Raw genomic sequence first — 23178 nt, forward strand, 5'->3', positions numbered from 1 at the left:
TCCGCGGTTTTCAATCCAGGGCGGACCAGCCACTCTTCGGCCCCCCACACACCCCAACCGGGGTGACTACCTGAGCGTTCCTCCCGTGGCCAATTATGGCCGAAGGAGAAACGATATGGGACATTCGCATTATGAACCCACCGCTCCCGATCTCCGCCCATGGAACGCCGGCAAGAAGGTCGGAACGAAACGACCACTTAAACCTCGACAAATATGGGCGATCCGATTCTTTCTCGACAGGGAGCGGCGTTTGCGCGATCGAGCGCTGTTCGATCTAGCAATCGACAGCAAGTTGCGCGGCTGCGATCTCGTCAAGATCAAGATCGGAACCTTGGTTGTTGGGCCAGAAATTCGGACCCGCGCGATGGTTGTGCAACAGAAGACAGGTCGACCGGTGCAGTTCGAGTTGATGGGCGACGCACGTTCCAGTCTTCTCGCATGGCTGGAACGGCGCGGCGGTGCGGTCGACGACTACGCCTTCCCGAGCAGGATCGACTCAGAGCGTCACATGAGCACGAGGCAATATGCTCGGCTCGTGGGCGAATGGGTTGTGGCGATCGGGCTTCGGCCTCAGGAATACGGCACACACTCGCTGCGGCGTACCAAAGCGTCGATCATTTACAAAGCGACAGGTAACCTCCGCGCCATTCAGATTCTGCTGGGCCACACCAAAATCGAGAACACAGACCGGTATCTCGGGGTGGACGTAGAAGATGCCCTCGAAATCGCCGAGGCCACGGAAGTCTAACCAGAAGCGGCTCCATTTCAGAATGGAGCCGTGGATGCTAAGCGCCTCGAGCCGGCCATTGAGGGTGTTTGCAAGTTCCCTAAAAGCAGACGTCACCACGACCGCGCGGCGAGGTGTGGTTGGGCCCAAAGCGACATCGGTGCCCACCGCTTGGACGCTCGAAAATCTCAGTTGTCATCCCAAGTCGCGTCCGGCACCACTACAAGCTTGCCGACGAAATCCTTGGCGATGAAATCCGCCTGCGCAGCGTGGAAATCCGAGAGCTTGTAGACGCCGCCGACCAGCGGCCGGATTTTTTTCGCCTCGATGTACCCAACGATGCGGCGGAAATCGGCTCGCGTGCCCTGGCTCGAGCCATGCAACTGCAACTGCTTTAGATACATAGTCCTGAGGTCGAGCTGCACGACCGGACCGGCGATCGCACCAGCCGTGGTATAGCGGCCTTCGGGTCTCAGGATGCGAAGCAAGTCGTTGAAGATGGCGCCGCCAACGAGGTCGGCCACCACGTCGATCGGTTGGCCGCCGGTTGCCTCGGCGACGGCTCGCGGCAGATCGGCGATGCCACGGGTGATCACAGCCTCGGCGCCGATGTCGCACACCGCTTGTTCCTTGCCTTTGCCGACCACGGCGTAGGGAATGGCGCCGCGCGCCCGTGCCAATTGCACGATGCCGGAACCGACACCACCCGAGGCGCCGGTGACCAGTACGCGTTCACCAGCCTTCAGGCCGGCGCGCTCCAGCATCTGCTCGCCGGTGAGATAGGCGCAGCAGAAGGTGGCAAGCTCCACGTCGGTCAACTCGGTGTCGACGACATGCGCGTTCTCGGCCGGCACGGCCTGGTATTCTGCGTAGCCGCCGTCGCGGCCATGGCCCATATAGTCGATGTCCGCCAGCGAATCGTCGTCGCGGTTGTAGATGGAAAAGTCGACCATCACCCGCTCGCCGACGCGATCCGGCGAGACACCTTCGCCGACGGCAGCGATGGTGCCGACCGTGTCGGTGCCCTGGATGCGCGGGAAGCTCAGCGTGTTACCCTGCCGCCGCCAGGTCGACACCGCGGCCGCGTCTTCCTCCGTGCCATAGGCGCCCTGGCGGACCCAGACGTCGGTGTTGTTCATGCCGCACGCGCTGACCTTGACCAGCACTTCACCTGATGCAGGCGCGGGCACTTTCACATCGCTGCGGTAGACGAGTTTTTCCGGTCCGCCGTGGCCGGTCAGCAGCACGGCGGCCATGGTGGCGGGGAGGGTTTTGGTCATGGCGTTCATCAGACTGTTCAGAGATTGGCAAACACGCTCTTCACCGCATCCGCCGTCTTGGAAACGACGATGTCGGCCTCTTCACGTGTTAGACACAGCGGTGGTGCGAAGCCGAGAATGTCGCCTTGCGGCATGGCGCGGCCGATGACGCCGCTTGCGGCAAGCGCTGTCGCCACTTGTGGCCCGATCTTCTGCGAGGCGTCGAAGAACACGCGGTCGTCCCTGTCGGCGACGAATTCGACCGCTGCCAGCATGCCGTCGCCACGCACGTCACCGACATTTCTATGGCCGCCGACGGCCTTGGCCAGCTCAGCACGGAAATAAGCGCCGGTCTCGCGGGCATTTGTCACTAGGTCCATCTCGTCGATCAGTTCGAGATTGGCGACGCCGGCGGCAACGCAGATCGGATGCGCCGAATAGGTCCAGCCATGGCCGAGGGAACCAAGTTTGTCGGAACCCTGCACCAACACCTGCCAGACCTTGTCGGCGACGACGACGCCCGACAGCGGCGCATAGGCCGAGGTCAGGCCCTTGGCGATGGTGATCAGGTCCGGCTTGATGCCGTAATGGTCGGAGCCGAACATCGAGCCCAGCCGGCCGAAGCCGGTCACCACCTCGTCGGCGACCAGCAGCACGTCATACTTCTTCAGCACGGCCTGGATCTTCTCCCAGTAGCCGGCGGGCGGCGGCACGATGCCGCCCGTTCCGAGGATCGGCTCGCCGATGAAGGCGGCGACCGTCTCGGGGCCTTCAGCCAGGATCATCTCCTCGAGCTTGTCGGCGCAATGCTGCGAGAACTGCTCCTCGCTCATCGAGCGGTCGGCGCGGCGGAAATAGTACGGCGCTTCGGTGTGCAGCACCGGCGCGCGCGGCAAGTCGAAAGCGTTGTGAAACAGGTCAAGCCCGGTCAGTGATCCCGTCATCACGCCGGAGCCATGATAGCCGCGCCAGCGCGAGATGATCTTCTTCTTCTCCGGCCGCCCCAGCACATTGTTGTAGTACCAGATCAGCTTGATGTTGGTTTCGTTGGCGTCCGAACCGGAGAGGCCGAAATAGACCCTCGACATGCCTTGCGGCGCGCGGTCGATGATCATCTTGGCAAGCCGGATCGAGGCCTCGGTGCCGTGGCCGACATAGGCGTGATAGTAGGCGAGGTTCTTCGCCTGGGCGGCGATGGCGTCTGATATCTTCTGGCGGCCATAGCCGACATTGACGCAATACAGGCCTGCAAAGGCGTCGATGCTCTTCCTGCCATTGTTGTCCCAGACGGTGACGCCTTCCCCGCCGGCCATGATGCGGGTGGGCGATTCACCGCGCGCATGCGTGCCCATATGGGTCGAAGGATGGAAGAAGTGGTCGCGATCCCAGGCGGCGAGTTCGTTGGACTGGTCGAGCATTCTTTTGACTCCTTGAGGGATGGCCGGACGAACCTAAGCGACGTCCAGGCAGAGATACTTGAGATCGGTGAAGGCTTCGAGCCCGTGGCGCGAGCCTTCGCGGCCGATACCGGACTGCTTGACGCCGCCGAACGGGATCGGAGCGCCGGTGATCTTGACGCGGTTGATGGCGACCATGCCGTAGTCGAGCGCGCGGCCCATGCGCTGCTGGCGGGCGCCGTTCTCGCTCACGACATAGGCGACGAGGCCGTATTCGGTGGCGTTGGCGCGGCCGATCACTTCGTCCTCTCCGTCGAACGGCGTCACGGCGGCGACCGGACCGAATGTTTCCTCATGCATGATCAGCGCCGCATCGGGCACGTCCACAAGCAGCGTCGGCTGGTAGAACAGCGGCCCGGCTTGATGCCGCCCGCCACCCGTGGTGCAGCGCGCGCCATGGGACAGCGCATCGGCGACCTGCTCCTCGACCTTTTTGACCGCGCGCTCATGTATCAGCGGCCCGATGTCGATTTCCGGAGCAAGGCCATTGCCGGTCCGCAGCGCCTCCATGCGTCTGGCGAAGGCTGCGCAGAAGCGATCGTAGATCGGACGCTGGACATAGATGCGGTTGGCAGCCAGGCAGTCCTGTCCCGAGGTGGCGAATTTGGCATCGGCGGCAATGCTCACCGCTCTGTCGAGATCGGCGTCAGCAAACACGATCAGCGGCGCATGGCCGCCCAGCTCCATCAACAGCCGCTTCATCGTCGGCGCACTCTGTGCGGCAATCAGCCTGCCGATCTCGGTCGAGCCGGTGAAGCTCATGGCACGCACGCGCGGGTCTTCGCACATCCGCCCGACGATGGTCGCGGCCTTGCCCGTGACGATGTTGAAGACGCCGGCGGGTAGGCCGGCGCGCTCGCCGAGTTCGGCCAGCGCCAGCGCCGACAGCGGTGTTTCCGAGGAGGGATGTCCGACGATGGTGCAGCCGGCTGCAAGGGCCGCTGCCGCCTTGCGGGTCAGCATCGCCGATGGAAAATTCCACGGTGTGACCACACCGACAACGCCAAGCGGCTCGCGCCGCACCATCATTTCCGCGTCGGGCAGATGGCTGGTGACGCTCTCCGCATTGAGGCGTTTGGCTTCCTCGGCGTACCACTCGACGAAGGACGCGGCGTAGCCGATCTCGCCAAGCGACTCCTGCAGCGGCTTGCCTTGTTCCAGTGTCATCACCAGAGCCAGGTCATCCTTGGCCGCCATGATCAGCTCGAACCATCTTCGCAGGATTTTGGACCGCTCCTGCGGCAGAAGCGATCGCCAGGCCGGAAAGGCGCGCGCGGCGGCATCGATCGCTTTTGTCGTCTGGCATGCATCAAGCGCAGCGACGAAGGCGACGGTGGTGCCGGTGGCCGGATCGGTGACCTCGAAACTCTCCGCCGCCTCGCTGGCTGTCCAGTGGCCATCGACATAGGCGAGTTCGCGCGGCAGCCGGCGGTCGGCGAGGCGGTCGAGCGCTTCATGGCGATGCGAGCGGGCGAAATGCGCGGACATGGTTGAGGCCTCCCGGTGCGGACTGATGCAGGAAGACTATCCGTCATAAGCAGACAGAGAGGCTGGTTGCGCGCCTTGAGGGAGAGAGAGTCTCTCTATTCTGCCGCCTTGGCAGACAATCTCTCCGGGCTAGGACGATGCCGGCAGCAGGTCGGCTATGGGGAGAACGATTTCCTCCTTCACCGTCTTGGTGACGATGTAGGTGAAGTAGCGATCGATGCCGATCTCCCGCTCGAGCAAGCCGTCGACCAGCCGCTGATAGGCGTCGATGTCGAGCGCCATAACCTTCAGCACATAGTCGACGCCACCGCCGACCGACCAGCAGGCGACGATCTCGGGAATGTCGCGGATGACGCGCTCGAAGCGGTCGAAGTCGGCCTGACGGTGGCTGGCCAGCGTCACCTCCATCAGCACGGTGGCGACGGGTGCCACGACGCGAATGGCGACCCGGGCGTGATAGCCCGAGACGATGCCGGCCTTTTCCAGCTTGCGCAGCCGCATCCAGCACGGTGTCGGTGACAGCCCGACCTGTTCGGCCAGCGCCAGCTTGGTGATGCGCCCATCGCGCTGGATGGCGTCGAGGATTTTCAGGTCGATCGGGTCGAGTTTCTCTGATGTCATCGGCGTCCACTTTCTCGTCGACGCCACCATGACGGCGCATTATTTCGATTGTCAATTGCACTGATTTCGATCTCTAATAAGTCATGACATTGTGGCAACCCGATCCCGCGCTTATCCGGCGGCCCGCCTATCAGTCGCTGGCCGACCAGTTCGCGCGCGCCATCCATGACGGGCGGCTGGCCAACGGCGCGCAACTGCCGACGCATCGAAGGCTGGCCGACGACCTGAAACTGTCGGTGCAGACGGTCAGCCGCGCCTATGAGGAACTGATCCGGCGCGGCCTGATTTCGGGCGAGATCGGCCGTGGCAGCTTTGTCCAGACGCAGCGCCGCGAGCCGGAGCCGCCATACCTGCCGGAGCGTCTTGGCGAGGTCATCGACCTCTCCATCCTGAAGCCGGTCTGCGAACCGATGCATCTGGAGCGGTTGAAGCAGGCCTTGGGTTGGCTCGCCGAAAACCTGCCGTCAAGTTCGGCGCTGTCGTTCCGGCCCAATATGGTGTTCCCGCGCCATCGCGCGGTGGCGGTGGACTGGCTGAGACTTTGCGGGTTCGACACCTCCGCGCAGAACATCAGCCTGACCAATGGCGCCACCGCCGGCATGACGGTGGCGCTGATGAGCGTGGCGCCGCCCGGCTCGACGGTTGCCACCGAAGCGATCGGCCACCACACGCTGGTGCCGCTCGCCCGCTATCTCGGCTTCAATCTCGAAGGCTTGCCGATCGACGGCAACGGCCTGATTCCGGAAGCGCTGGACGAGGCTTGCCGGCTCTCCGACATCCGCGCCGTCTTCGTGCAGCCCTCGGTGATCAACCCGACGGCCACGCTGATGGATGCCGCACGGCGCGAGCAGATCGCGGCGGTAGCGCGCAAGCACGACATCGCCATCATCGAGAACGACGTGCTCGGCCCCTTGGTCGAGGACCGGCCACCGCCGGTTGCTGCCTTTGCGCCGGAGCGCACGCTTTACGTCACGTCCTTCACCAAGATCACCGTGCCCGGCCTGCGCATCGGCTATCTCGCTGCGCCCGACCGCTATGTCGCCGCCGTCTCCAACCGGCATCTGGTCTCCAACTGGATGGCGACGCCGCTGGTGGCTGAGATCGCCACCAAATGGGTCACCGACGGCACCGCGATGGAACTTGTCCGCTGGCAGCGCGCTGCCTTGCGGCGGCGGCAGGATATCACGGCGGAAGTGCTGGCCGGGGTTGACTATCGCGCTCGGCGCGATGGGCTGCATCTCTGGCTGCAACTGCCCGCCGATCGCGCCGAGGAAAGTTTTGTCGCCCAGGCCCGGCTGCAAGGCGTGGCGATCGCGCCGGGCACCGCCTTCCGCATCTCGGACGCACCATGGCATCCGGCGGTGCGCATCTCGCTGGGTTCGACAACCGAGGGGGAACTGCGCGCCGGCCTCGGCGTTGTCACCAAGCTGCTGCTTGGCGATCCCGAGCATCTGCTGCTCGCGATCTAGGCCGAGACTGCCCGCAAATTGTGCGGAATCATAAATATTGTCATGATATTATTTTCCCAATTGACATGATTTGGCGCGTTCCGCATCGTTAAGGGCACAAGCTTCTCCAGCACGGGGAAATTCATTTGTCCGCATCAGCGCCCATCATCAAGATCGATGGCATCTCGAAGAGCTTCGGCAGCTTCAAGGTGCTGGACGGCCTGTCGATGCAGGTCATGCCGCGCGAGAAACTGGCCCTGATCGGCCCGTCCGGCTCGGGCAAGACGACGATCCTGCGCATCCTGATGACGCTGGAGCGCATCGACGGCGGTCACATCCAAGTCGACGGCGAACATCTTTACCACATGGAGCGCAATGGCCAGCTGTTGCCCGCCGACGAACGACACCTGGCCAGGATGCGCCAGAAGATCGGCATGGTCTTCCAGCTGTTCAACCTGTTCCCGCACAAGAGCGTCATCGACAACGTCACCCTGGCGCCGATGCTGACCAAGGGCATGCCGCGTGCCGCCGCCGAGAAGCGAGCGATGGAACTGCTCGACATGGTCGGCATGGCCGACAAGGCCAAGGCGATGCCGGCGCAACTGTCCGGCGGCCAGAAGCAGCGCGTGGCAATCGCCCGCGCGCTCGCCTTGCAGCCGAAAATCATGCTGTTCGACGAGGTGACGTCGGCGCTCGACCCGGAACTGGTCGAGGAGGTGCTCAACGTCTTGTGGCGGCTCTGCGCCGAGACCGACATGACCATGCTGCTGGTCACCCACGAAATGGGTTTTGCCCATGACTTCGCCGACCGGGTGCTGTTCTTCGATCGAGGCAAGATCGTCGAGGAAGGCAAGCCCGACGAGATTTTCCGCAATCCCAAGCAGGAGCGCACGCAAGGCTTCCTGAAGAAGATCATCGCGGCCGGACATCGCGTCTGACCGTCATGCCCGCCCGGGCGGGCGAAGCCGCCCCGCAAGTAGCCGCGGCGAAGCCGTCCCGTAACCAGAAAACGAAAGCAAGGAGTTGGGAACAATGAAGAAACTTGGCATTCTGGCCGGCGCCGCCGGCCTTGCACTGACGGCGGTGCTGGCCGCCTCGAGCGTGGCTTCGGCCGACGACAGCAAGCTCGAACAACTGAAGGCGCAAGGCTTCGCCCGCGTCGCCATCGCCAACGAGCCGCCCTATACCGCGGTCGCCGCCGACGGCAAGGTCTCGGGAGCGGCGCCCGACGTGGCGCGCGAGATATTCAAGCGCCTCGGCGTCGGCGACATCGTCGCCTCGATCTCCGAATATGGCGCCATGATCCCCGGCCTGCAGGCCGGCCGCTTCGACGTCGTCACCGCCGGCCTGTTCATGAAGCCGGAGCGCTGCGCAGCGGTCGCCTATTCCGAGCCGGTGCTGTGCGACGCCGAGGCAATGCTGGTCAAGAAGGGCAATCCGAAGGAATTCAAGAGCTATGAGGATGTCGCCAAGGACGCCAGCGCCACCATCGGCGCGCCGGGCGGCGGCACCGAGGAGAAGTTGGCGCTCAATGCCGGTGTGCCGCGCGAGCGCGTCATCGTCGTGCCGGACGGTCAGAGCGGCCTGAAGATGCTGCAGGACGGCCGCATCGATGCCTATTCGCTCCCCGTTCTGTCGATCAACGACCTGGTCAAGAAGGCCAACGATCCGAACCTCGAAGTCATCGCCCCGGTGCAGGGCGCGCCGGTCTATTGCGACGGCGCCGCCTTCAAGAAGGGCGACGAGGCGCTGCGCGACGCCTATGATGTCGAACTCGCCAAGCTGAAGAAGTCGGGCGAGTTCGCCAAGATCATCGAGCCCTACGGCTTTTCGGCCGCGGCGGCGATGTCAACGACGCGCGACAAGCTCTGCGCGGCGAAATAGGCGCTCTTTTTGCCTTCTCCCCGGGAACGGGGAGAAGGACCCAAGAACCGCCAACGTTGGAACCTAAATGACTCAGTGGTCCGGCTATCTCGGCCTGATATTGCAGGGGGCGCTTGTCACCATCGAGCTGACGCTGATGGGGTCGGTGCTCGCCCTGATCATGGCCTTTCTGGCCGGCATGGGGCGGGTGTCTCGCTTCTTCGTGCTGCGCGCGCTGGCCACCGCCTATATCGAATTCTTCCGCGGCACCTCGATCTTCGTGCAGCTGTTCTGGGCCTATTTCGTGCTGCCTCTCGCCGGCATATCGCTGACGCCGCTGCAGGCCGGCGTGCTGGCGCTGGGCTTGAATGTCGGCGCCTATGCCGCCGAAGTGGTGCGTGGCGCCATCCAGTCGATCGGCCGCGAGCAGTATGAGGCCTGCATCGCCCTCAATCTCGGCCGCTGGCAAGGCATGCGCCATGTCATCCTGCCACAGGCGCTGCTGGTCATGCTGCCGACCTTTGGCAACAACGCCATCGAATTGCTGAAGGCCACCTCCGTGGTCTCGCTGATCTCGCTCGCCGACCTGACCTTTCAGGCGCAGGTGGTGCGCTCGCAGACCGGCAACACGCTGATGCCGTTCACCACCATCTTGATCATCTATTTCGTGCTGGCGCTCATCATCTCGTGGGGCGTGCGCTCGCTGGAACGCCGCATGGCGCGCGGCCTCGATGGAGTGCGCGTCTGATGGATTGGGCCTTGTAATGGATTGGGACTGGAATTTCGTCTGGGAGATTATGCCGACCCTGATCCAGGGGGTGAAGATCACCATCCTGGCGACTTTGCTCGGCTCGCTGCTTGCGGGGATCGTCGGCCTGGCGATCGCGCTGGCGCGGCGCTCGCCGAAGAACCGGGCCGTCGCGCGCGGGGTCGGGTTCCTTGCCGAATTCATCCGTGGCACGCCGCTTCTGGTGCAGCTCTATTTCATTTTCTACGTGCTGCCCGATTTTGGCATCCTGTTGCCGCCGCTGGTGGCGGGCGTCATCGGGCTCGGGCTGCACTACGGCACCTACACGGCGGAAGTCTATCGCGCCGGCATCGACAATGTGCCGCGCGGCCAGTGGGAAGCCGCCAAGGCCTGCAATCTGAACGCCAGGCAGACCTGGACCCACATCATCATCCCACAGGCGATCCCGCCGATGATCCCGGCTCTGGCAAACTATTTCATCGCCATGTTCAAGGAGACGCCGCTGCTTTCGGCGATCACCGTGCTGGAGCTGATGAACCAGGCCAAGAGCGTCGCCAATACCTATTATCGCTACATCGAGCCGATGACGCTGGTTGGCGCCTTCTTCCTGGTCATCAGCCTTTTCTCGGTCATGCTGCTGCGCTGGCTGGAACATCGCTACGGCAAGATCGAGAGGTAGTTCGTGAAACCCTTGCCCGAGATCAAGGTTGCACCCAATCGGCCGGCGCTCGATGATCGCCCGCTGGAGCGGCGCGTCGGCCTGATAATCCTCGCCACTGATCATACAACCGAACCGGATTTCCGCCGCATGGTGGCGAGTGAGCGGATCGGCGTCTATGTCGCGCGCATTCCCTATGCCAACCCGACGACGCCGGACAATCTGCGCAAGATGCAGCCGGCGCTGACCGCGGGCGCGGCATTGATCCTGCCCGACGAGCCGCTCGACGCCATCTGCTATTCCTGCACTTCGGCCTCGGTGGTGATCGGCGATGCCGAGATCGAGGCGGCGATCCAGGCCGCCAAGCCCGGCGTTCCCGTCGTCACGCCGCCGATGGCCGGCGTGCGCGGCCTGCATGCGCTGGGCGCAAGCAGGATCAGCATTCTCACGCCCTATACCGTTGAGACCAGCCGGCCGATGGCGGCCTACTTCGCGGCATGCGGTTTCGACATCGCCAGCTTCTCGTGCCTCGGCTTCGAGGACGACCGCGAGATGGCGCGCATCGCACCGGCAGCGCTGGTCGACCTCGCGCGTGGGGCCACGCACGCGAGTGCCGAGGCGCTGTTCGTGTCCTGCACGGCGCTGCGCGGTGCGATCGCGGCCACCGGCATGGAAGAGGCGATCGGCCGTCCTGTCGTCACCAGCAATCAGGCGACCGCCTGGAACTGCTTGCGCCTTTGCGGCGACGAGACAGCCCATCCCGAATTCGGCCGTCTGATGACGCTGCCTTTGCCGCGCGATTGATGATCATGAACGAGGTTACCCCTGAGCATATTCGCGCCGCGCGTGAGCGTATTGCCGGCAAGGTCGAGCTTACATCGACCGTGGTCTCGCAAAACCTGTCAGAACGCTTCGGCGTTCCCGTCCACCTCAAGCTCGAACACCGGCAGACCACCGGCAGCTTCAAATTGCGTGGCGCCGCGAATGCTGTTGCTTCGTTGAGCGCAGCCGATAAGGCGCGCGGCGTGGTCGCTGCGTCGACCGGCAATCACGGCCGTGCACTTGCCCATGCAGCGAAGCTCGAGGGCATGCGCGCGGTGATCTGCATGTCGCGGCTGGTGCCGGGCAACAAGCTCGACGATATCCGCCGGCTTGGCGCCGAGATCAGCATCGTCGGCAATAGCCAGGACGATGCGCAGCAGGAGGTCGATCGGCTGGTGGCGCAGGAGGGGCTGGTCATGCTGCCGCCCTTCGACCATCCCGATATCATCGCCGGGCAAGGCACGCTTGGGCTTGAGATGATCGAGCAGGTCCCGGATGCTGCGCTGGTGCTGGTGCCACTGTCCGGCGGCGGGCTGGCGGCGGGTGTTGCCGCATCCGTCAAGGGCGTCAGTCCCAGGACCAAAATCATCGGCGTCTCGATGGCGCGCGGTGCTGCGATGAAGGCCAGCCTCGACGCCGGTCGCCCGGTGCCGGTGGAGGAACTGCCGACGCTGGCGGATTCGCTCGGCGGCGGCATCGGCCTCGACAACCAGCTGACCTTCGCCATGTGCCGCGACCTGCTAGACGATGTCATCCTGCTCAGCGAAGACGAGATCGCCGTCGGCATCCTCCATGCCTACGAACGGGAACGCGAGATCGTCGAGGGCGCCGGCGCGGTCGGCATCGCGGCGCTGCTCGCCGGCATGGTCAACGCGAACGGGCCGGTGGTTGTTCTTCTCTCCGGCCGCAACGTCGATATGGGTCTCCACCGCAAGCTCGTCTGCGGCGAGGCGCCATCGACGAAGGAGCGTGCCGCATGAACCAGATGACAATCCTCACCGAAGCAGAACTGCGCACCATCGTGACACTCGATCTCGATGCCGTGGCCTGCATCGAAAACGCTTTTCGCGCGCTCGCCACCCTACCGGTGGCGATGCCGCCGATCCTGCGGCTGGACATTCCCGAGCATCGCGGCGAGGTCGACGTGAAATCTGCCTATGTGCCAGGCATTGACGGCTTCGCCATCAAGATCAGCTCCGGCTTCTTCGACAATCCGAAACTCGGCCTGCCCAGCGGCAACGGCATGATGGTGCTGCTGTCGGCAAAGACAGGTCTGGTCGAAGCGCTGCTGCTCGACAATGGCTATCTCACCGATGTCCGCACGGCGGCGGCCGGCGCGGTCGCGGCGAAACATTTGTCACGGCCAGGATCCTCGGTTGCCGCCATTTTCGGCGCCGGCATGCAGGCCGGATTGCAGCTCGAAGCGCTCATGCTGGTTCGCCCGATCGCCGAGGCGCGCATCTGGGCGCGCGATGCCGCCAAGGCAGAGGTGACCGCTGGCGCGTTGCGCGAAAAGCTCGGCATCGCTGTGCGCGCCGTATCAGACGCGGCAAACGCGGTTGCCGGCGCCGACATCGTCGTCACCACGACGCCGTCGACCGAGCCGCTGATCAAGGCGGGATTTGTCTCCGCCGGCCAGCACATCACCGCCATGGGATCGGATGCGGAGCACAAGAACGAGATCGCACCAGCCATCCTGCGCATGGCCGATCTCTATGTCGCCGACAGCGCCCGCCAGACGCGGCGCCTCGGCGAACTGCACCATGCCATTGCGGCGGGCGTGATGGCCGCAGATGCGGAGGTGACCGAACTCGGCCAGATCATCGCCGGCGCAAGACACGGCCGGCGCTCGGCCAGCGACATCACCATCGCCGATTTGACCGGCACCGGCGTGCAGGACACCGCGATCGCCACGCTCGCCTGCGACCGGGCGCGGGCGGCCAATGCCGGAACAATTTTCGAAAGCTGATGCTGGCCGCAGGCCCAACAAACGAGGAAGCAAAAGAATGATGCCGAACCTGAAATTCACGCGGCGCGAATACGCGGATCGCCTCGCCAAGACGCGGCAAGCCATGGCGGTGAAGGGGGTCGACCTTTTGATCGTCAGCGATCCCTCCAACATGGCCTGGCTGACAGGCTATGACGGCTGGTCGTTCTATGTGCATCAGGCGGTCATTGTGCCGCCGTCGGGCGATCCGATCTGGTACGGCCGCGGCCAGGACGCCAACGGCGCCAAGCGCACCGCCTATCTCGCGCATGACAACATCGTTGGCTATGCCGATCACTATGTGCAATCGACCGAGCGCCACCCGATGGACTATCTGTCCAGCGTGCTTGCCGATCGCGGCTGGGGCAAGCTCACCATCGGCGTCGAGATGGACAATTACTGGTTTTCGGCCGCCGCCTTCGCATCATTGCAGAAGCACTTGCCCAATGCCCGCTTCCTCGATTCGACCGCGCTGGTCAACTGGCAGCGAGCGATCAAGAGCCCGACCGAGATCGACTATATGCGCAAGGCTGCCCGCATCGTCGAGGCGATGCATCAGCGCATCTTCGACAAGATCGAAGTCGGCATGCGCAAATGCGATCTCGTCGCCGAAATCTACGATGCCGGTACGCGCGGCGTTGACGGTATTGGCGGCGACTATCCGGCGATCGTGCCGCTGCTGCCGTCGGGCGCCGACGCCTCGGCGCCCCATCTGACCTGGGACGACAGGCCGATGAAACGCGGCGAGGGCACCTTCTTCGAGATCGCCGGCTGCTATCACCGCTACCACTGCCCGCTGTCGCGCACCGTCTTCCTCGGCAAGCCGACTCAGGAATTCCTCGATGCCGAGAAGGCGACGCTGGAAGGGATGGAGGCGGGCCTGGCGGCGGCCAGGCCCGGCAACACCTGCGAGGACATCGCCAACGGCTTCTTCGGCGTGCTGAAGAAATACGGTATCGTCAAGGACAACCGCACCGGTTACCCGATCGGCCTGTCCTACCCGCCGGACTGGGGCGAGCGCACGATGAGCCTGCGGCCCGGCGACCGCACTGAACTCAAGCCCGGCATGACCTTCCATTTCATGACCGGCCTGTGGCTGGAAACGATGGGGCTGGAGATAACCGAATCCATCCTAATCACCGAGACCGGTGTAGAATGCCTGGCCAATGTGCCGCGCAAGCTGGTGGTGAAGGATTGATGCCGATGTCTGCTCTGCGTCCATCGCCGATCGCGCCGACCGTCGATTTCGACCGCGACGGCGTCCAGCATGGTTTCCTGCGCTTGCCCTACAGCCGTGACGATTCCGCGTGGGGCTCGGTGATGATCCCAATCTGCGTCATCCGTAACGGCAAGGGACCGACAGCGCTGCTTTCCGGCGGCAACCATGGCGACGAGTATGAAGGGCCGCTGGCGCTCTACGATCTCGCCCGCACGCTCGATCCGAAAGATGTCAGCGGCACGGTCATCATCGTGCCGGCGATGAACTATCCGGCCTTCCGCGCCGGCACCCGCACCTCGCCGATCGACAAGGGCAACATGAACCGCAGCTTTCCCGGTCGGCCGGACGGCACGGTGACCGAGAAGATCGCCGACTATTTTCAGCGCGAATTGCTGCCCCGCGCCGACATCGTGTTCGACTTCCATTCCGGCGGCAAGACGCTGGACTTCGTGCCGTTCTGCGCAGCGCACACTTTGCCCGACAAGGCGCTGGAACAGAAAGCCTTCGACGCCGTCGCGGCATTCGCGGCCCCCTTCTCGATGCGCATGATCGAGATCGATGCCGTCGGCATGTACGACACGGCGGCGGAGGAGATGGGCAAGGTGTTTGTCAGCACCGAGCTTGGCGGCGGTGGCACCTCGCGCGCGCAAACCGTGCGGATCGCGCGGCGCGGCGTGCTCAACGTGCTGCGTCATGCTGGTATTGTTGCCGGCGCGGTCGAGAAGAGCAAAACCCAATGGCTCAACATGCCGTCGGGTGACTGTTTCTCCTTCGCCGAAGACGACGGCATGATCGAGACCATGGTCGATCTTGGCGAAAAGGTGGAAAATGGCCAAGTTATTGCGCGCATCCATCTGGCCGGTCGCACCGGACAAGTCCCTCTGGAGGTCAGCGCAAAAATGTCGGGCCTGCTTGCAGCGCGTCACTTTCCAGGACTCGTCAAAGCGGGTGATTGCATCGCGGTGGTGGCGGTGGTGGCCAAATCTTGATTTTTGCGGCTTTGCCACGTAAGCCGAACGTCTGCAACGGGGTCGATCATGTCGAAGCCCGCGCCGATCTGAGGTCTGTTTCCGACCGTTCGAGCCCCGAAGCTGCCGGTCCGCTTTCGGCCCCATTGAAGTCATTCGACAACTGTCGGCGCTTGAACGCGTTTGGCGCGAAGCAAGCGCGGGCGCGGATGAACACACGTGTGCAAAATCGCGAGTGCTTAGTGTGACCTTGGCAGCAATAGCGTGTCGCAACCTAATAGCTATCCGTCTGCCTGCTGCATCGAGCGGCCTAGACGCTTTTCCAGTTTTTCTGTGGGGTAGGCAATCTTCGGGATGCCTAAGTCATTGTTTTTTCTGGTCGGAGTGGCAGGATTTGAACCTGCGACCCCCTCGTCCCGAACGAGGTGCGCTACCAGGCTGCGCTACACTCCGTGACCAGACCGCGGGCTTATAGCCGCCGCACTTCGTTCCTGCAAGCGGCAATGGCAGTGGTTCTGTCGCATTTCGTCGTCTTTCGTCGGGCATTCCCGGAAAGCCCGGATTTCCACCCGGGATAAACCGGGCATAAAGCCTTGTGTGCTAGACCGCCGCCTCGATGGATCGTATTTCTGCCGCCTGGAGCTTTGCTGTCTTGCCCCCAAAAATCGTTGGCGAAGCCCGCCCCAACAGCTTCGAATTCGAAACCGAGGCGCTGATCAAGGCGTCGGGTTTTCGCGAATACGATGCGCGCTGGTGGTTCGGTCATCCCGGCTCCGCGCAGCCGCCGGAGCTTAATCTGATCGGAGTCCAGGCGCTTGGCATGGGGCTTGGCACGCTGATCCGCCGTCTCGGTGCTGGCCCCGATATCGTCACCGGGCACGATTTCCGTTCCTATTCGCTGTCGATCAAACTGGCGCTGGCCACCGGCCTGATGGCCGCCGGTGCAAAGGTGAGGGATATCGGCCTGGCGCTGTCGCCGATGGCCTATTTCGCCCAGTTCGCGCTGGACACACCGTCCGTCGCCATGGTCACCGCCTCGCACAACGAGAATGGCTGGACCGGCGTCAAGATGGGCGCAGCGCGGCCGCTGACCTTCGGCCCGGAGGAGATGAGCGCCCTGAAGGCGATCGTGCTGGCTGGCGACTTCGACCTCACCGGCGGCGGTTCCTATGACTTCGTCCGCGATTTCCGCGCGACCTATCTCGATGATCTGGTCCGTGACAAGCGCATCACGCGAAAGCTGAAAGTGGTCGCCGCTTGCGGCAATGGTACCGCCGGCGCCTTTGCCCCGGAAGCGCTTCAACGCATCGGCTGCGAGGTCATCCCGCTCGATGTCGAACTCGACCACACGTTCCCGCGCTACAATCCCAATCCCGAGGACATGAAGATGCTGCATGCCATCAGGGACAAGGTGCTGGAGACCGGCGCCGATGTCGGGCTCGGCTTCGACGGCGATGGCGACCGTTGCGGTGTCGTCGACAATGAAGGCAACGAGATTTTTGCTGACAAGGTCGGCGTCATGCTCGCGCGTGATATTTCGCTGCTCCACCCCGGCTCGACCTTCGTCGTCGACATCAAGTCGACCGGCCTGTTCAACACCGACGCGGTGCTGCGCGCCAACGGCGCCGTCACCGACTACTGGAAGACCGGCCACTCCTACATCAAGCGCCGCGTCGCCGAACTCGGCGCCGTCGCCGGCTTCGAAAAGTCAGGCCATTTCTTCTTCAATCCGCCGATCGGGCGCGGCTACGACGACGGGCTGGTCACCGCGATCGCCATCTGTCAGATGCTGGATCGCAGCCCCGGCAGTTCGATGGCCGACCTCTACCGGGCGCTGCCGCTGACCTTCGGCACCCCAACCATGTCGCCGCACTGCGCCGACGATGTGAAGTATGGTGTGGTCGAGCGGGTGGTTGCCGATTTTCAGGCGATAAAGCGCGATGGCGCCAGCTTCGCCGGCCAGAAGATCATTGACCTGATCACCGTCAACGGCGTGCGCGTCGTCACCGAGGACGGCACCTGGGGCTTGGTGCGCGCCTCGTCGAACAAGCCGGAGCTTGTCGTCGTCGTCGAAAGCCCGGTGTCGTCGCAGCGTCGCCGGCAGATGTTCGACGCCGTCGACGCCGTGCTGCGCCGCAGTCCCGAAGTCGGCGCCTACAACCAGACTTTCTAGCTTCGGGACCTAGTCACTTCGCGATTGTCAGCGACAGGGTACTCAGCCGGCGGAAGCGGTCTGCTCCAGGGCGCTCCAGTCGAACGCTCGCGCCCAATCGGCAAAACTGTGCCAGCGGACCTCCGGAAAATCCTTGTGCAAGGCGGCGATATCGACGTCGTAGCCGACGCGGTCGAACCATTCGAACATCAGGGCCGCATCCTCGCTCTGCTGGCGCGCCACGGCGAGCGAGATTTCCTGATAACGGATCGGGCGACCGATGGCCTCGGACAGGATTCTCGCTTGCTCTTCGCCCGACAATTCGTCCCCGGCGAAATCGAACCGCTTGCCGAACACCTGTTCTCGCCGCTCGGCCAAGGCCGCGACGAAGCCGCCAATGTCCGCCAGCGAGACCAGTTGGAGGGCGCGTTTGGGAGGCATCGCGAAGGCATAAGTGCCCTGGCTGAGCGCGCCGATCGACCATGGCGCGACGACATTCTCCATGAAGGCGACCGGCGCGCTGATCGTGTAGGGCATATTGAGGCCGACGACATGCTTCTCGACCAGATACTTGCTTTCGAAATGCGGGATGCCGGTCTTCTTGTCGGCGTCGGCAACCGATGAATAGATCAGGTGTCCGACACCGGCAGCCTTGGCCGCGTCGGCGGCGATGATCCCCTGACGGGTCTCCTCCTGCATGCCGGCCTCATAGCTATTGCCCATCAGGAACATGGTCTCGACGTCTTTGGCGGCCCTGACGACAGAGGCTGCGTCAGCAAGATCGCCAGCCACGATCTCGGCGCCCGCCAACACCAGTTGGCGTGCGGCCTCACTGTCAGGCTTGCGCGTCAGGGCCTTGACGCGATGTCCCCTGGACAACAGGGCGCGCGCAACCGCGCCGCCTTGCTGGCCGGTCGCGCCGGTCACCAGAATGTTTCGTTTGCTGGCCATGGTGTGTGCTCCTTCTTGCTTGGCTGCAGCAAAGTTAGGATCTTTCGCATTGATGCATAATTGACTATAATTGGAAAACCTCGTCCCAATTTTGGATACAATGATCGACCTCAACGATATCGTCGTGTTCGCTCGCGTCGTCGAAGCCGGCAGCTTCACCGCTGCCGCGCGGCTGCTCGCCATGCCCAAGACGACGGTCAGCCGCCGCATTGCCGCGCTCGAGCGGGAAGTCGGCGTCCGCCTGCTGCAGCGCACGACACGTAGCCTCAACCTGACGGATGCCGGGCGTCTCTACTATGAGCAGAGCAGCCAGGGCCTGCGCACCATCGAGGAGGCAAATCTGCGCCTGGCGGAGGCGAGGGCGGAGCCGTCGGGCACGATTCGCATTTCGGCCCCGGTCGGCTTTGGCGGCCATTTCCTGATCCGCGCCGTGGTCGACTTTCTCGCAATGTATCCGAAGACCAATGTCGAACTCCGCCTCACAGACGACAGGCTCAACCTGGTCGAGGACGGCATAGACCTCGCTTTCCGCACCGGGATGCTTCAGGATTCGACGCTGATCGCCCGCAAGCTCGGCTCCACGCACCGGCTGCTCGGCGCCAGCCCGGACTATCTCGCCCGGCACGGCACGCCGCAAAGCCCGGCGGACCTCACGCACCATCAATGCGTCATCGCAGGCGCTTCGGCCTCAGGCGCCCATTGGGTGCTGGAAGGGCCACACGGCCAGGAAACGGTCATGGTGGCAGGGCGGTTTGCCGCCAATGAAATGCAGGCGGTCGTTGCGGCCGCGCTCGCCGGCTTCGGCATCGCCCAATTGCCCCAGGCGATGGCCGAAGGGCTGATCAAGGAGGGGCGACTGCAGCACGTTCTCGCGGATTACACGACACCGGCCGGCGGCTTGCATGCCCTCTATCCGAGCAGCCGCCACCTATCGCCCCTGGTCAAGGCATTTATCGAGCTTGCATCCAAACGCATTTCCAAGGGCATAAACACCGCTTAAGGCTTGTGTAGTAGCACCGGCCACCAATTGCCTCTGAGCGCGAGACCTGAATGACCGAGCGGATCGTTAGTTTTGTCATGAGCGGCGGCATCGGCTCGCGGCTCTGGCCGCTGTCGCGCGAGGACAATCCCAAGCAGTTCCACGATCTGTCCGGCGATGGCTCGATGCTGGCCAAGACCTTGCGTCGGCTCACGGCGAGACCAGAGGGCGAAACGCCCATCTTCCTGATCGCCTCGGAGCGTCATGCCGACCGCGTCCGCGCCGACCTTGCCGGCCTCGATCTCGCCGGCGGCGGGCCGTTGTTCGAGCCGACCGGCCGCAACACCGCCGCCGCCGTCGCGCTGGCGACGCTGCGCACACTGTCCGAGTTCGGCGACAGCCTGGTTCTGGTGGTGCCGTCGGATCACGAGATCAACACCCCGCGCCAATTCTGGCAGAGTGTCGAAGCCGGTACCGAGGCAGCGCGCGCCGGCCGGCTGGTGGTGTTTGGCGTCAAGCCGACGCAGCCCGAGACCGGCTACGGCTATATCGAAGTCGCGGCCGAAAGCGGCGGCACCTTCGACGTGTCGCGCTTTGTCGAAAAGCCGGACCTTGCGACGGCGCAAAACTATCTCCAGGCCGGAAGTTTCTATTGGAACACCGGCATCTTCCTGTTTCGCGCCGGCGCCATGCGCGACGCCTTCGCGGCGTTCCAACCTGACATCTGGCAGGCCACCGAAGCGGCCTACAGAGCGGCGACATCGGATCTGTCCGGTCTCTACATGCCGCTGGAACTCTATGGGGCCATCCCGTCGAACTCGATCGACTATGCCATCATGGAGCGGGCAAAAGACATCGCCATGGTGCCAGCCGGCTTCCGTTGGAACGATCTCGGCTCCTGGCAGTCGCTGCTCGATGTCGGCCCTGCCGACGACCAGGGCAATGTCGTCATCGGCGATGTCGTCGCCATTGACTGCGAGAACTCCTACATCCGCAGCGACGGGCGCCTGCTATCGGCGATCGGCATGAAGGACGTCGCCATCGTCTCGACCACTGACGCCACCTTCGTCGCCCCGGTCAGCCACAGCCAGCACGTCAAGAAGATCGTCGAACAGCTCGAGAAATCGGGGCGGCTGGAAACCCGGTTCACGCCGGCGCATGACCGCGTCATCGAAAGCGGCGCCTGGCGACGGCGCGTGCATCACTGGCTGTTTCAGGAGACCTTGCCGCTATGGTCGACATCGGGCGTCGACGAGCGTCATGGCGGTTTTCACGAAGCGCTCGGCCTTGATGCCTCACCGCTGATGAAGCCCAAGCGCATGCGCACCATGGCAAGGCAGGTCTATGCCTTCGCCGTCGCCAAAGCGCGCGGCTGGGACGGTCCGGCCGACCGGCTGATCAGCCACGGCATCGACTTCGTGGCCAAGAATGGCCGCACCGACAAAGGCGGTTGGGTGCGCACGCTGAACGTCGACGGCTCCGTCGCCGACGCCACCGAGGATGCCTACGATCATTCCTGCGTGCTGCTGGCACTGGCGCATGCGCACATGTCGGGCAATCCCGACGCCTTGCGGCTTGGTCAGGAAACCTTAGCCTTTCTCGACACATATCTCGAGGACAGCCGCCTGACCGGCTTCCTCGAAACATCTAACGGGGAGGGCGAGCGGCGCTCCAACCCGCACATGCATCTGCTCGAGGCGTTTCTCGCCTGGTACCAGGCGACCGGCGAGCGCACCCATCTGCGTCGTGCGGCGCGCATCATCGACCTGTTCCGCAGCCATTTCTTCGACGCCGAAAGTTGGACCCTGGGCGAATATTTCGATGCCGAATGGAAACCGTCCGCCGGCGAGAAGGGGGCCTGGACCGAGCCCGGTCATCACTTTGAATGGGCGTCCCTGCTGGTCGATTTCGCCGGGCGCAGCGGCCAGTCCGAACTGAGCGGCTTCGCCCGAAAACTCTATGCCTCGGCCATCGCCAACGGCCTCAACCGCGCTACCGGTCTCGCTTATGGCGCCGTCTCCAGGCAAGGCCTGCCGCTCGACCGCGTCTCCCGCAGTTGGCCGCAGGCCGAAGCGGTCAAGGCGGCGATTGCGCTGGACGGCTCGGGCGGGCCCGACCTCAAGCCCGAAATCGAGGAACGCGTTGGCCGCCTGTTCCGTTGGCACATCGACCCGGCGCCGCTAGGCCTGTGGATCGACCGCATCGACGAACGCGGCCGCTCGCTGGCGACCGACGTGCCGGCCAGCATCTTCTATCACCTGGTTTGTGCGCTGACCCAGTATCTGGACAGCACGGCGCAGAAGCCGACATAGGCTGGGTTCAGTACGGGCTCGCCACGTCGCCGGTCTCGACATAGATCGACTTCAGCTGCGAATAGAGCGCCAGTGCCGCCAGCGAATTCTCGCGGCCGATGCCGGACTGCTTGAAGCCGCCGAAGGGGATCTCTACCGGCGTCAGATTGTAGGCATTGATCCAGCAGGTGCCGGCCTGCAGCTCAGCGATGACGCGATGGGCGCGAGGCAGGTCGCGCGTGAAGACGCCCGCGGCAAGGCCAAACTCGGTGTCGTTGGCGCGGTCGATCACCTCGTCCTCGCCGTCGAACTTCAGCACGCTCATCACAGGCCCGAAAATCTCCTCGCGGGCGATGCGCATCGTGTCGGTGACGCCGGTGAAGACGGTAGGTTCGACGAAGAAGCCACCGTCGAACCCCTGCAGCGAAGGCACGTTGCCACCGCAGGCCAGAACTGCGCCATCCTGCTTGCCGACCGCGATATAGCCGACCACCTTCTCATGCTGCGCTCTGGAGACCAGCGGTCCCATCTGGGTTTCGGGGTCGAGCGGATCGCCGATGCGGATTTTTTTCGTCCGCTCGACAAGCCGTTCGACGAAGCGGTCGTGGATGCCGCTCTGCACGAAGACCCGCGTGCCGTTGGAGCAGATCTGGCCGGTCGAATAGAAATTGCCGAGCATGGCGCCACCAATGGCATTCTCGATGTCGGCATCATCGAAGACGATCAGCGGCGACTTGCCGCCAAGCTCCATCGTCGCGTGCTTCATCTTCGAACCGGCCAGCGACAGCACCTTGCGACCGGTCGGCACCGAGCCTGTCACCGAGACCTTGGCGACGACATCATGACCGACAAGCCCGGCGCCGACATCGCCATAGCCCTGCACGACGTTGAACAGCCCATCCGGCAGGCCGGCCTCGCTGTAGATTTCAGCCAGCGCGAGCGCTGACAGCGGCGTGTTTTCCGACGGCTTGAACACCATGGCGTTGCCCATGGCCAGCGCCGGCGCTGATTTCCAGCCGGCGATCTGGATCGGGTAGTTCCAGGCGCCGATGCCGACACAGACGCCAAGCGCCTCGCGCCGCGTATAGGCGAAGGGCCCGCCGAGATCTATCGCCTCGCCATTGTAGGCGGCGACTGCGCCGCCGAAATATTCCAGGCAGTCCGCGGCCGACGGCGCATCTGCCACCAGTGTCTCCTGGATCGCTTTGCCGGTGTCGAGCGTCTCTATGCGAGCGAGGTCGGCGTTGCGGGCGCGCAAGATGTCGGCGGCGCGGCGCAGGATGCGTCCGCGTTCGACCGGCTTCAACCGCGCCCAGGCAGGCTGCGCGGCACGCGCGGCCTCGACGGCGAGTTCCAGCACGTTCGGCGTCGCCGAACGCAGCATGGCGATCGTCTCGCCGGTCGCCGGATAGATGACCGGCAGCGGCGCGCCCTGCTCATCGTCGATATAGCGTCCGTTGACATAGTGCGATGCCGTGGGCTGGGCGCGCATGGAGGTCTCCAAATCGTCTTCGCTTGGGCGGAATGTTCGCCGGATCAT

The 23178-nt window shown here is 63.9% G+C and carries 20 protein-coding genes and 1 tRNA gene; 14 read left to right on the forward strand and 7 right to left on the reverse strand.

Annotation, left to right across the window (positions count from 1 at the left end):
- Positions 1 to 115: 115 nt before the first annotated feature.
- Positions 116 to 748, forward strand: a complete 633-nt coding sequence (locus AC1DZP_RS19495) for a tyrosine-type recombinase/integrase (RefSeq protein WP_477304646.1) — start codon at positions 116 to 118, stop codon at positions 746 to 748.
- 167 nt (positions 749 to 915) lie between these two features.
- Here the strand turns inward: AC1DZP_RS19495 and AC1DZP_RS19500 are convergent, their stop codons facing one another.
- The 4 genes from AC1DZP_RS19500 to AC1DZP_RS19515 all read right to left on the reverse strand — a co-directional run bounded on the left by AC1DZP_RS19500 (position 916) and on the right by AC1DZP_RS19515 (position 5552).
- The gene (locus tag AC1DZP_RS19500) at positions 916 to 2016 is read right to left on the reverse strand and encodes an alcohol dehydrogenase family protein (protein WP_477304648.1); all 1101 of its coding nucleotides are present in this window, start codon (positions 2014 to 2016) and stop codon (positions 916 to 918) included.
- A gap of 8 nt (positions 2017 to 2024) precedes the next feature.
- Positions 2025 to 3404, reverse strand: coding sequence for an aminotransferase (locus AC1DZP_RS19505; protein ID WP_477304650.1), 1380 nt, complete (start codon positions 3402 to 3404; stop codon positions 2025 to 2027).
- Between the two features lie 33 nt (positions 3405 to 3437).
- A complete protein-coding gene (locus AC1DZP_RS19510) occupies positions 3438 to 4931 on the reverse strand; it encodes an NAD-dependent succinate-semialdehyde dehydrogenase (protein ID WP_477304652.1) in 1494 nt (497 codons plus the stop codon).
- A 129-nt stretch (positions 4932 to 5060) separates the two neighbouring features.
- Positions 5061 to 5552: an Lrp/AsnC family transcriptional regulator gene (locus AC1DZP_RS19515; RefSeq protein ID WP_477304654.1), complete on the reverse strand. Its 492-nt coding sequence runs from the start codon at positions 5550 to 5552 to the stop codon at positions 5061 to 5063.
- An 83-nt stretch (positions 5553 to 5635) separates the two neighbouring features.
- Between AC1DZP_RS19515 and ehuR the strand changes: the two genes are divergently transcribed.
- The 10 genes from ehuR to doeB all read left to right on the forward strand — a co-directional run bounded on the left by ehuR (position 5636) and on the right by doeB (position 15286).
- The gene (gene ehuR / locus AC1DZP_RS19520; RefSeq protein WP_477304656.1) at positions 5636 to 7021 is read left to right on the forward strand and encodes a MocR-like ectoine utilization transcription factor EhuR; all 1386 of its coding nucleotides are present in this window, start codon (positions 5636 to 5638) and stop codon (positions 7019 to 7021) included.
- Positions 7022 to 7146: 125 nt separating this feature from the next.
- Complete coding sequence (ehuA, locus tag AC1DZP_RS19525; protein ID WP_477304657.1) at positions 7147 to 7938, forward strand: ectoine/hydroxyectoine ABC transporter ATP-binding protein EhuA; 792 nt, start codon at positions 7147 to 7149, stop codon at positions 7936 to 7938.
- Between the two features lie 94 nt (positions 7939 to 8032).
- Complete coding sequence (gene ehuB / locus AC1DZP_RS19530; protein WP_477304659.1) at positions 8033 to 8884, forward strand: ectoine/hydroxyectoine ABC transporter substrate-binding protein EhuB; 852 nt, start codon at positions 8033 to 8035, stop codon at positions 8882 to 8884.
- Between the two features lie 67 nt (positions 8885 to 8951).
- Complete coding sequence (ehuC, locus tag AC1DZP_RS19535) at positions 8952 to 9611, forward strand: ectoine/hydroxyectoine ABC transporter permease subunit EhuC (RefSeq protein WP_477304661.1); 660 nt, start codon at positions 8952 to 8954, stop codon at positions 9609 to 9611.
- A 16-nt stretch (positions 9612 to 9627) separates the two neighbouring features.
- Positions 9628 to 10290 carry an ectoine/hydroxyectoine ABC transporter permease subunit EhuD gene (gene ehuD / locus AC1DZP_RS19540; RefSeq protein ID WP_477304663.1) on the forward strand — a complete coding sequence of 221 codons (663 nt, stop codon included), beginning with the start codon at positions 9628 to 9630 and terminating at the stop codon, positions 10288 to 10290.
- A 3-nt stretch (positions 10291 to 10293) separates the two neighbouring features.
- The gene (gene eutA / locus AC1DZP_RS19545; protein ID WP_477304665.1) at positions 10294 to 11073 is read left to right on the forward strand and encodes an ectoine utilization protein EutA; all 780 of its coding nucleotides are present in this window, start codon (positions 10294 to 10296) and stop codon (positions 11071 to 11073) included.
- Positions 11074 to 11078: 5 nt separating this feature from the next.
- Positions 11079 to 12071 (forward strand): hydroxyectoine utilization dehydratase EutB, encoded by a 993-nt coding sequence (eutB, locus tag AC1DZP_RS19550; RefSeq protein ID WP_477304667.1) that lies wholly within the window; start codon positions 11079 to 11081, stop codon positions 12069 to 12071.
- Complete coding sequence (locus tag AC1DZP_RS19555) at positions 12068 to 13060, forward strand: cyclodeaminase (protein ID WP_477304669.1); 993 nt, start codon at positions 12068 to 12070, stop codon at positions 13058 to 13060. Before eutB ends, AC1DZP_RS19555 begins: the two co-directional genes overlap by 4 nt.
- A 37-nt stretch (positions 13061 to 13097) precedes the next feature.
- Positions 13098 to 14276 carry an ectoine hydrolase DoeA gene (gene doeA / locus AC1DZP_RS19560; RefSeq protein ID WP_477304671.1) on the forward strand — a complete coding sequence of 393 codons (1179 nt, stop codon included), beginning with the start codon at positions 13098 to 13100 and terminating at the stop codon, positions 14274 to 14276.
- Positions 14276 to 15286, forward strand: coding sequence for a N(2)-acetyl-L-2,4-diaminobutanoate deacetylase DoeB (gene doeB, locus AC1DZP_RS19565; RefSeq protein WP_477304673.1), 1011 nt, complete (start codon positions 14276 to 14278; stop codon positions 15284 to 15286). The genes doeA and doeB overlap by 1 nt, the downstream gene beginning before the upstream one ends.
- 355 nt (positions 15287 to 15641) lie before the next feature.
- Here doeB and AC1DZP_RS19570 read toward each other — a convergent pair.
- Positions 15642 to 15718 (reverse strand) — tRNA-Pro (locus AC1DZP_RS19570).
- Positions 15719 to 15917: 199 nt separating this feature from the next.
- On the opposite strand from AC1DZP_RS19570, the gene AC1DZP_RS19575 reads away from it, so the two are divergent.
- Positions 15918 to 17438 carry a phosphomannomutase/phosphoglucomutase gene (locus AC1DZP_RS19575; RefSeq protein ID WP_477304675.1) on the forward strand — a complete coding sequence of 507 codons (1521 nt, stop codon included), beginning with the start codon at positions 15918 to 15920 and terminating at the stop codon, positions 17436 to 17438.
- A 42-nt stretch (positions 17439 to 17480) separates the two neighbouring features.
- Here the strand turns inward: AC1DZP_RS19575 and AC1DZP_RS19580 are convergent, their stop codons facing one another.
- A complete protein-coding gene (locus AC1DZP_RS19580) occupies positions 17481 to 18368 on the reverse strand; it encodes an NmrA/HSCARG family protein (protein ID WP_477304677.1) in 888 nt (295 codons plus the stop codon).
- Between the two features lie 100 nt (positions 18369 to 18468).
- Between AC1DZP_RS19580 and AC1DZP_RS19585 the strand changes: the two genes are divergently transcribed.
- On the forward strand, positions 18469 to 19368 hold the full coding sequence (locus AC1DZP_RS19585; RefSeq protein WP_477304679.1) for a LysR family transcriptional regulator: 900 nt from the start codon (positions 18469 to 18471) through the stop codon (positions 19366 to 19368).
- 50 nt (positions 19369 to 19418) lie between these two features.
- Positions 19419 to 21659, forward strand: coding sequence for a mannose-1-phosphate guanylyltransferase/mannose-6-phosphate isomerase (locus tag AC1DZP_RS19590; RefSeq protein ID WP_477304681.1), 2241 nt, complete (start codon positions 19419 to 19421; stop codon positions 21657 to 21659).
- A 7-nt stretch (positions 21660 to 21666) separates the two neighbouring features.
- On the opposite strand, the gene betB is transcribed toward AC1DZP_RS19590, so the two are convergent.
- Positions 21667 to 23130, reverse strand: coding sequence for a betaine-aldehyde dehydrogenase (gene betB / locus AC1DZP_RS19595; protein WP_457152584.1), 1464 nt, complete (start codon positions 23128 to 23130; stop codon positions 21667 to 21669).
- Between the last annotated feature and the right edge of the window lie 48 nt (positions 23131 to 23178).

Source organism: Mesorhizobium sp. P2_F8, assembly GCF_056403655.1.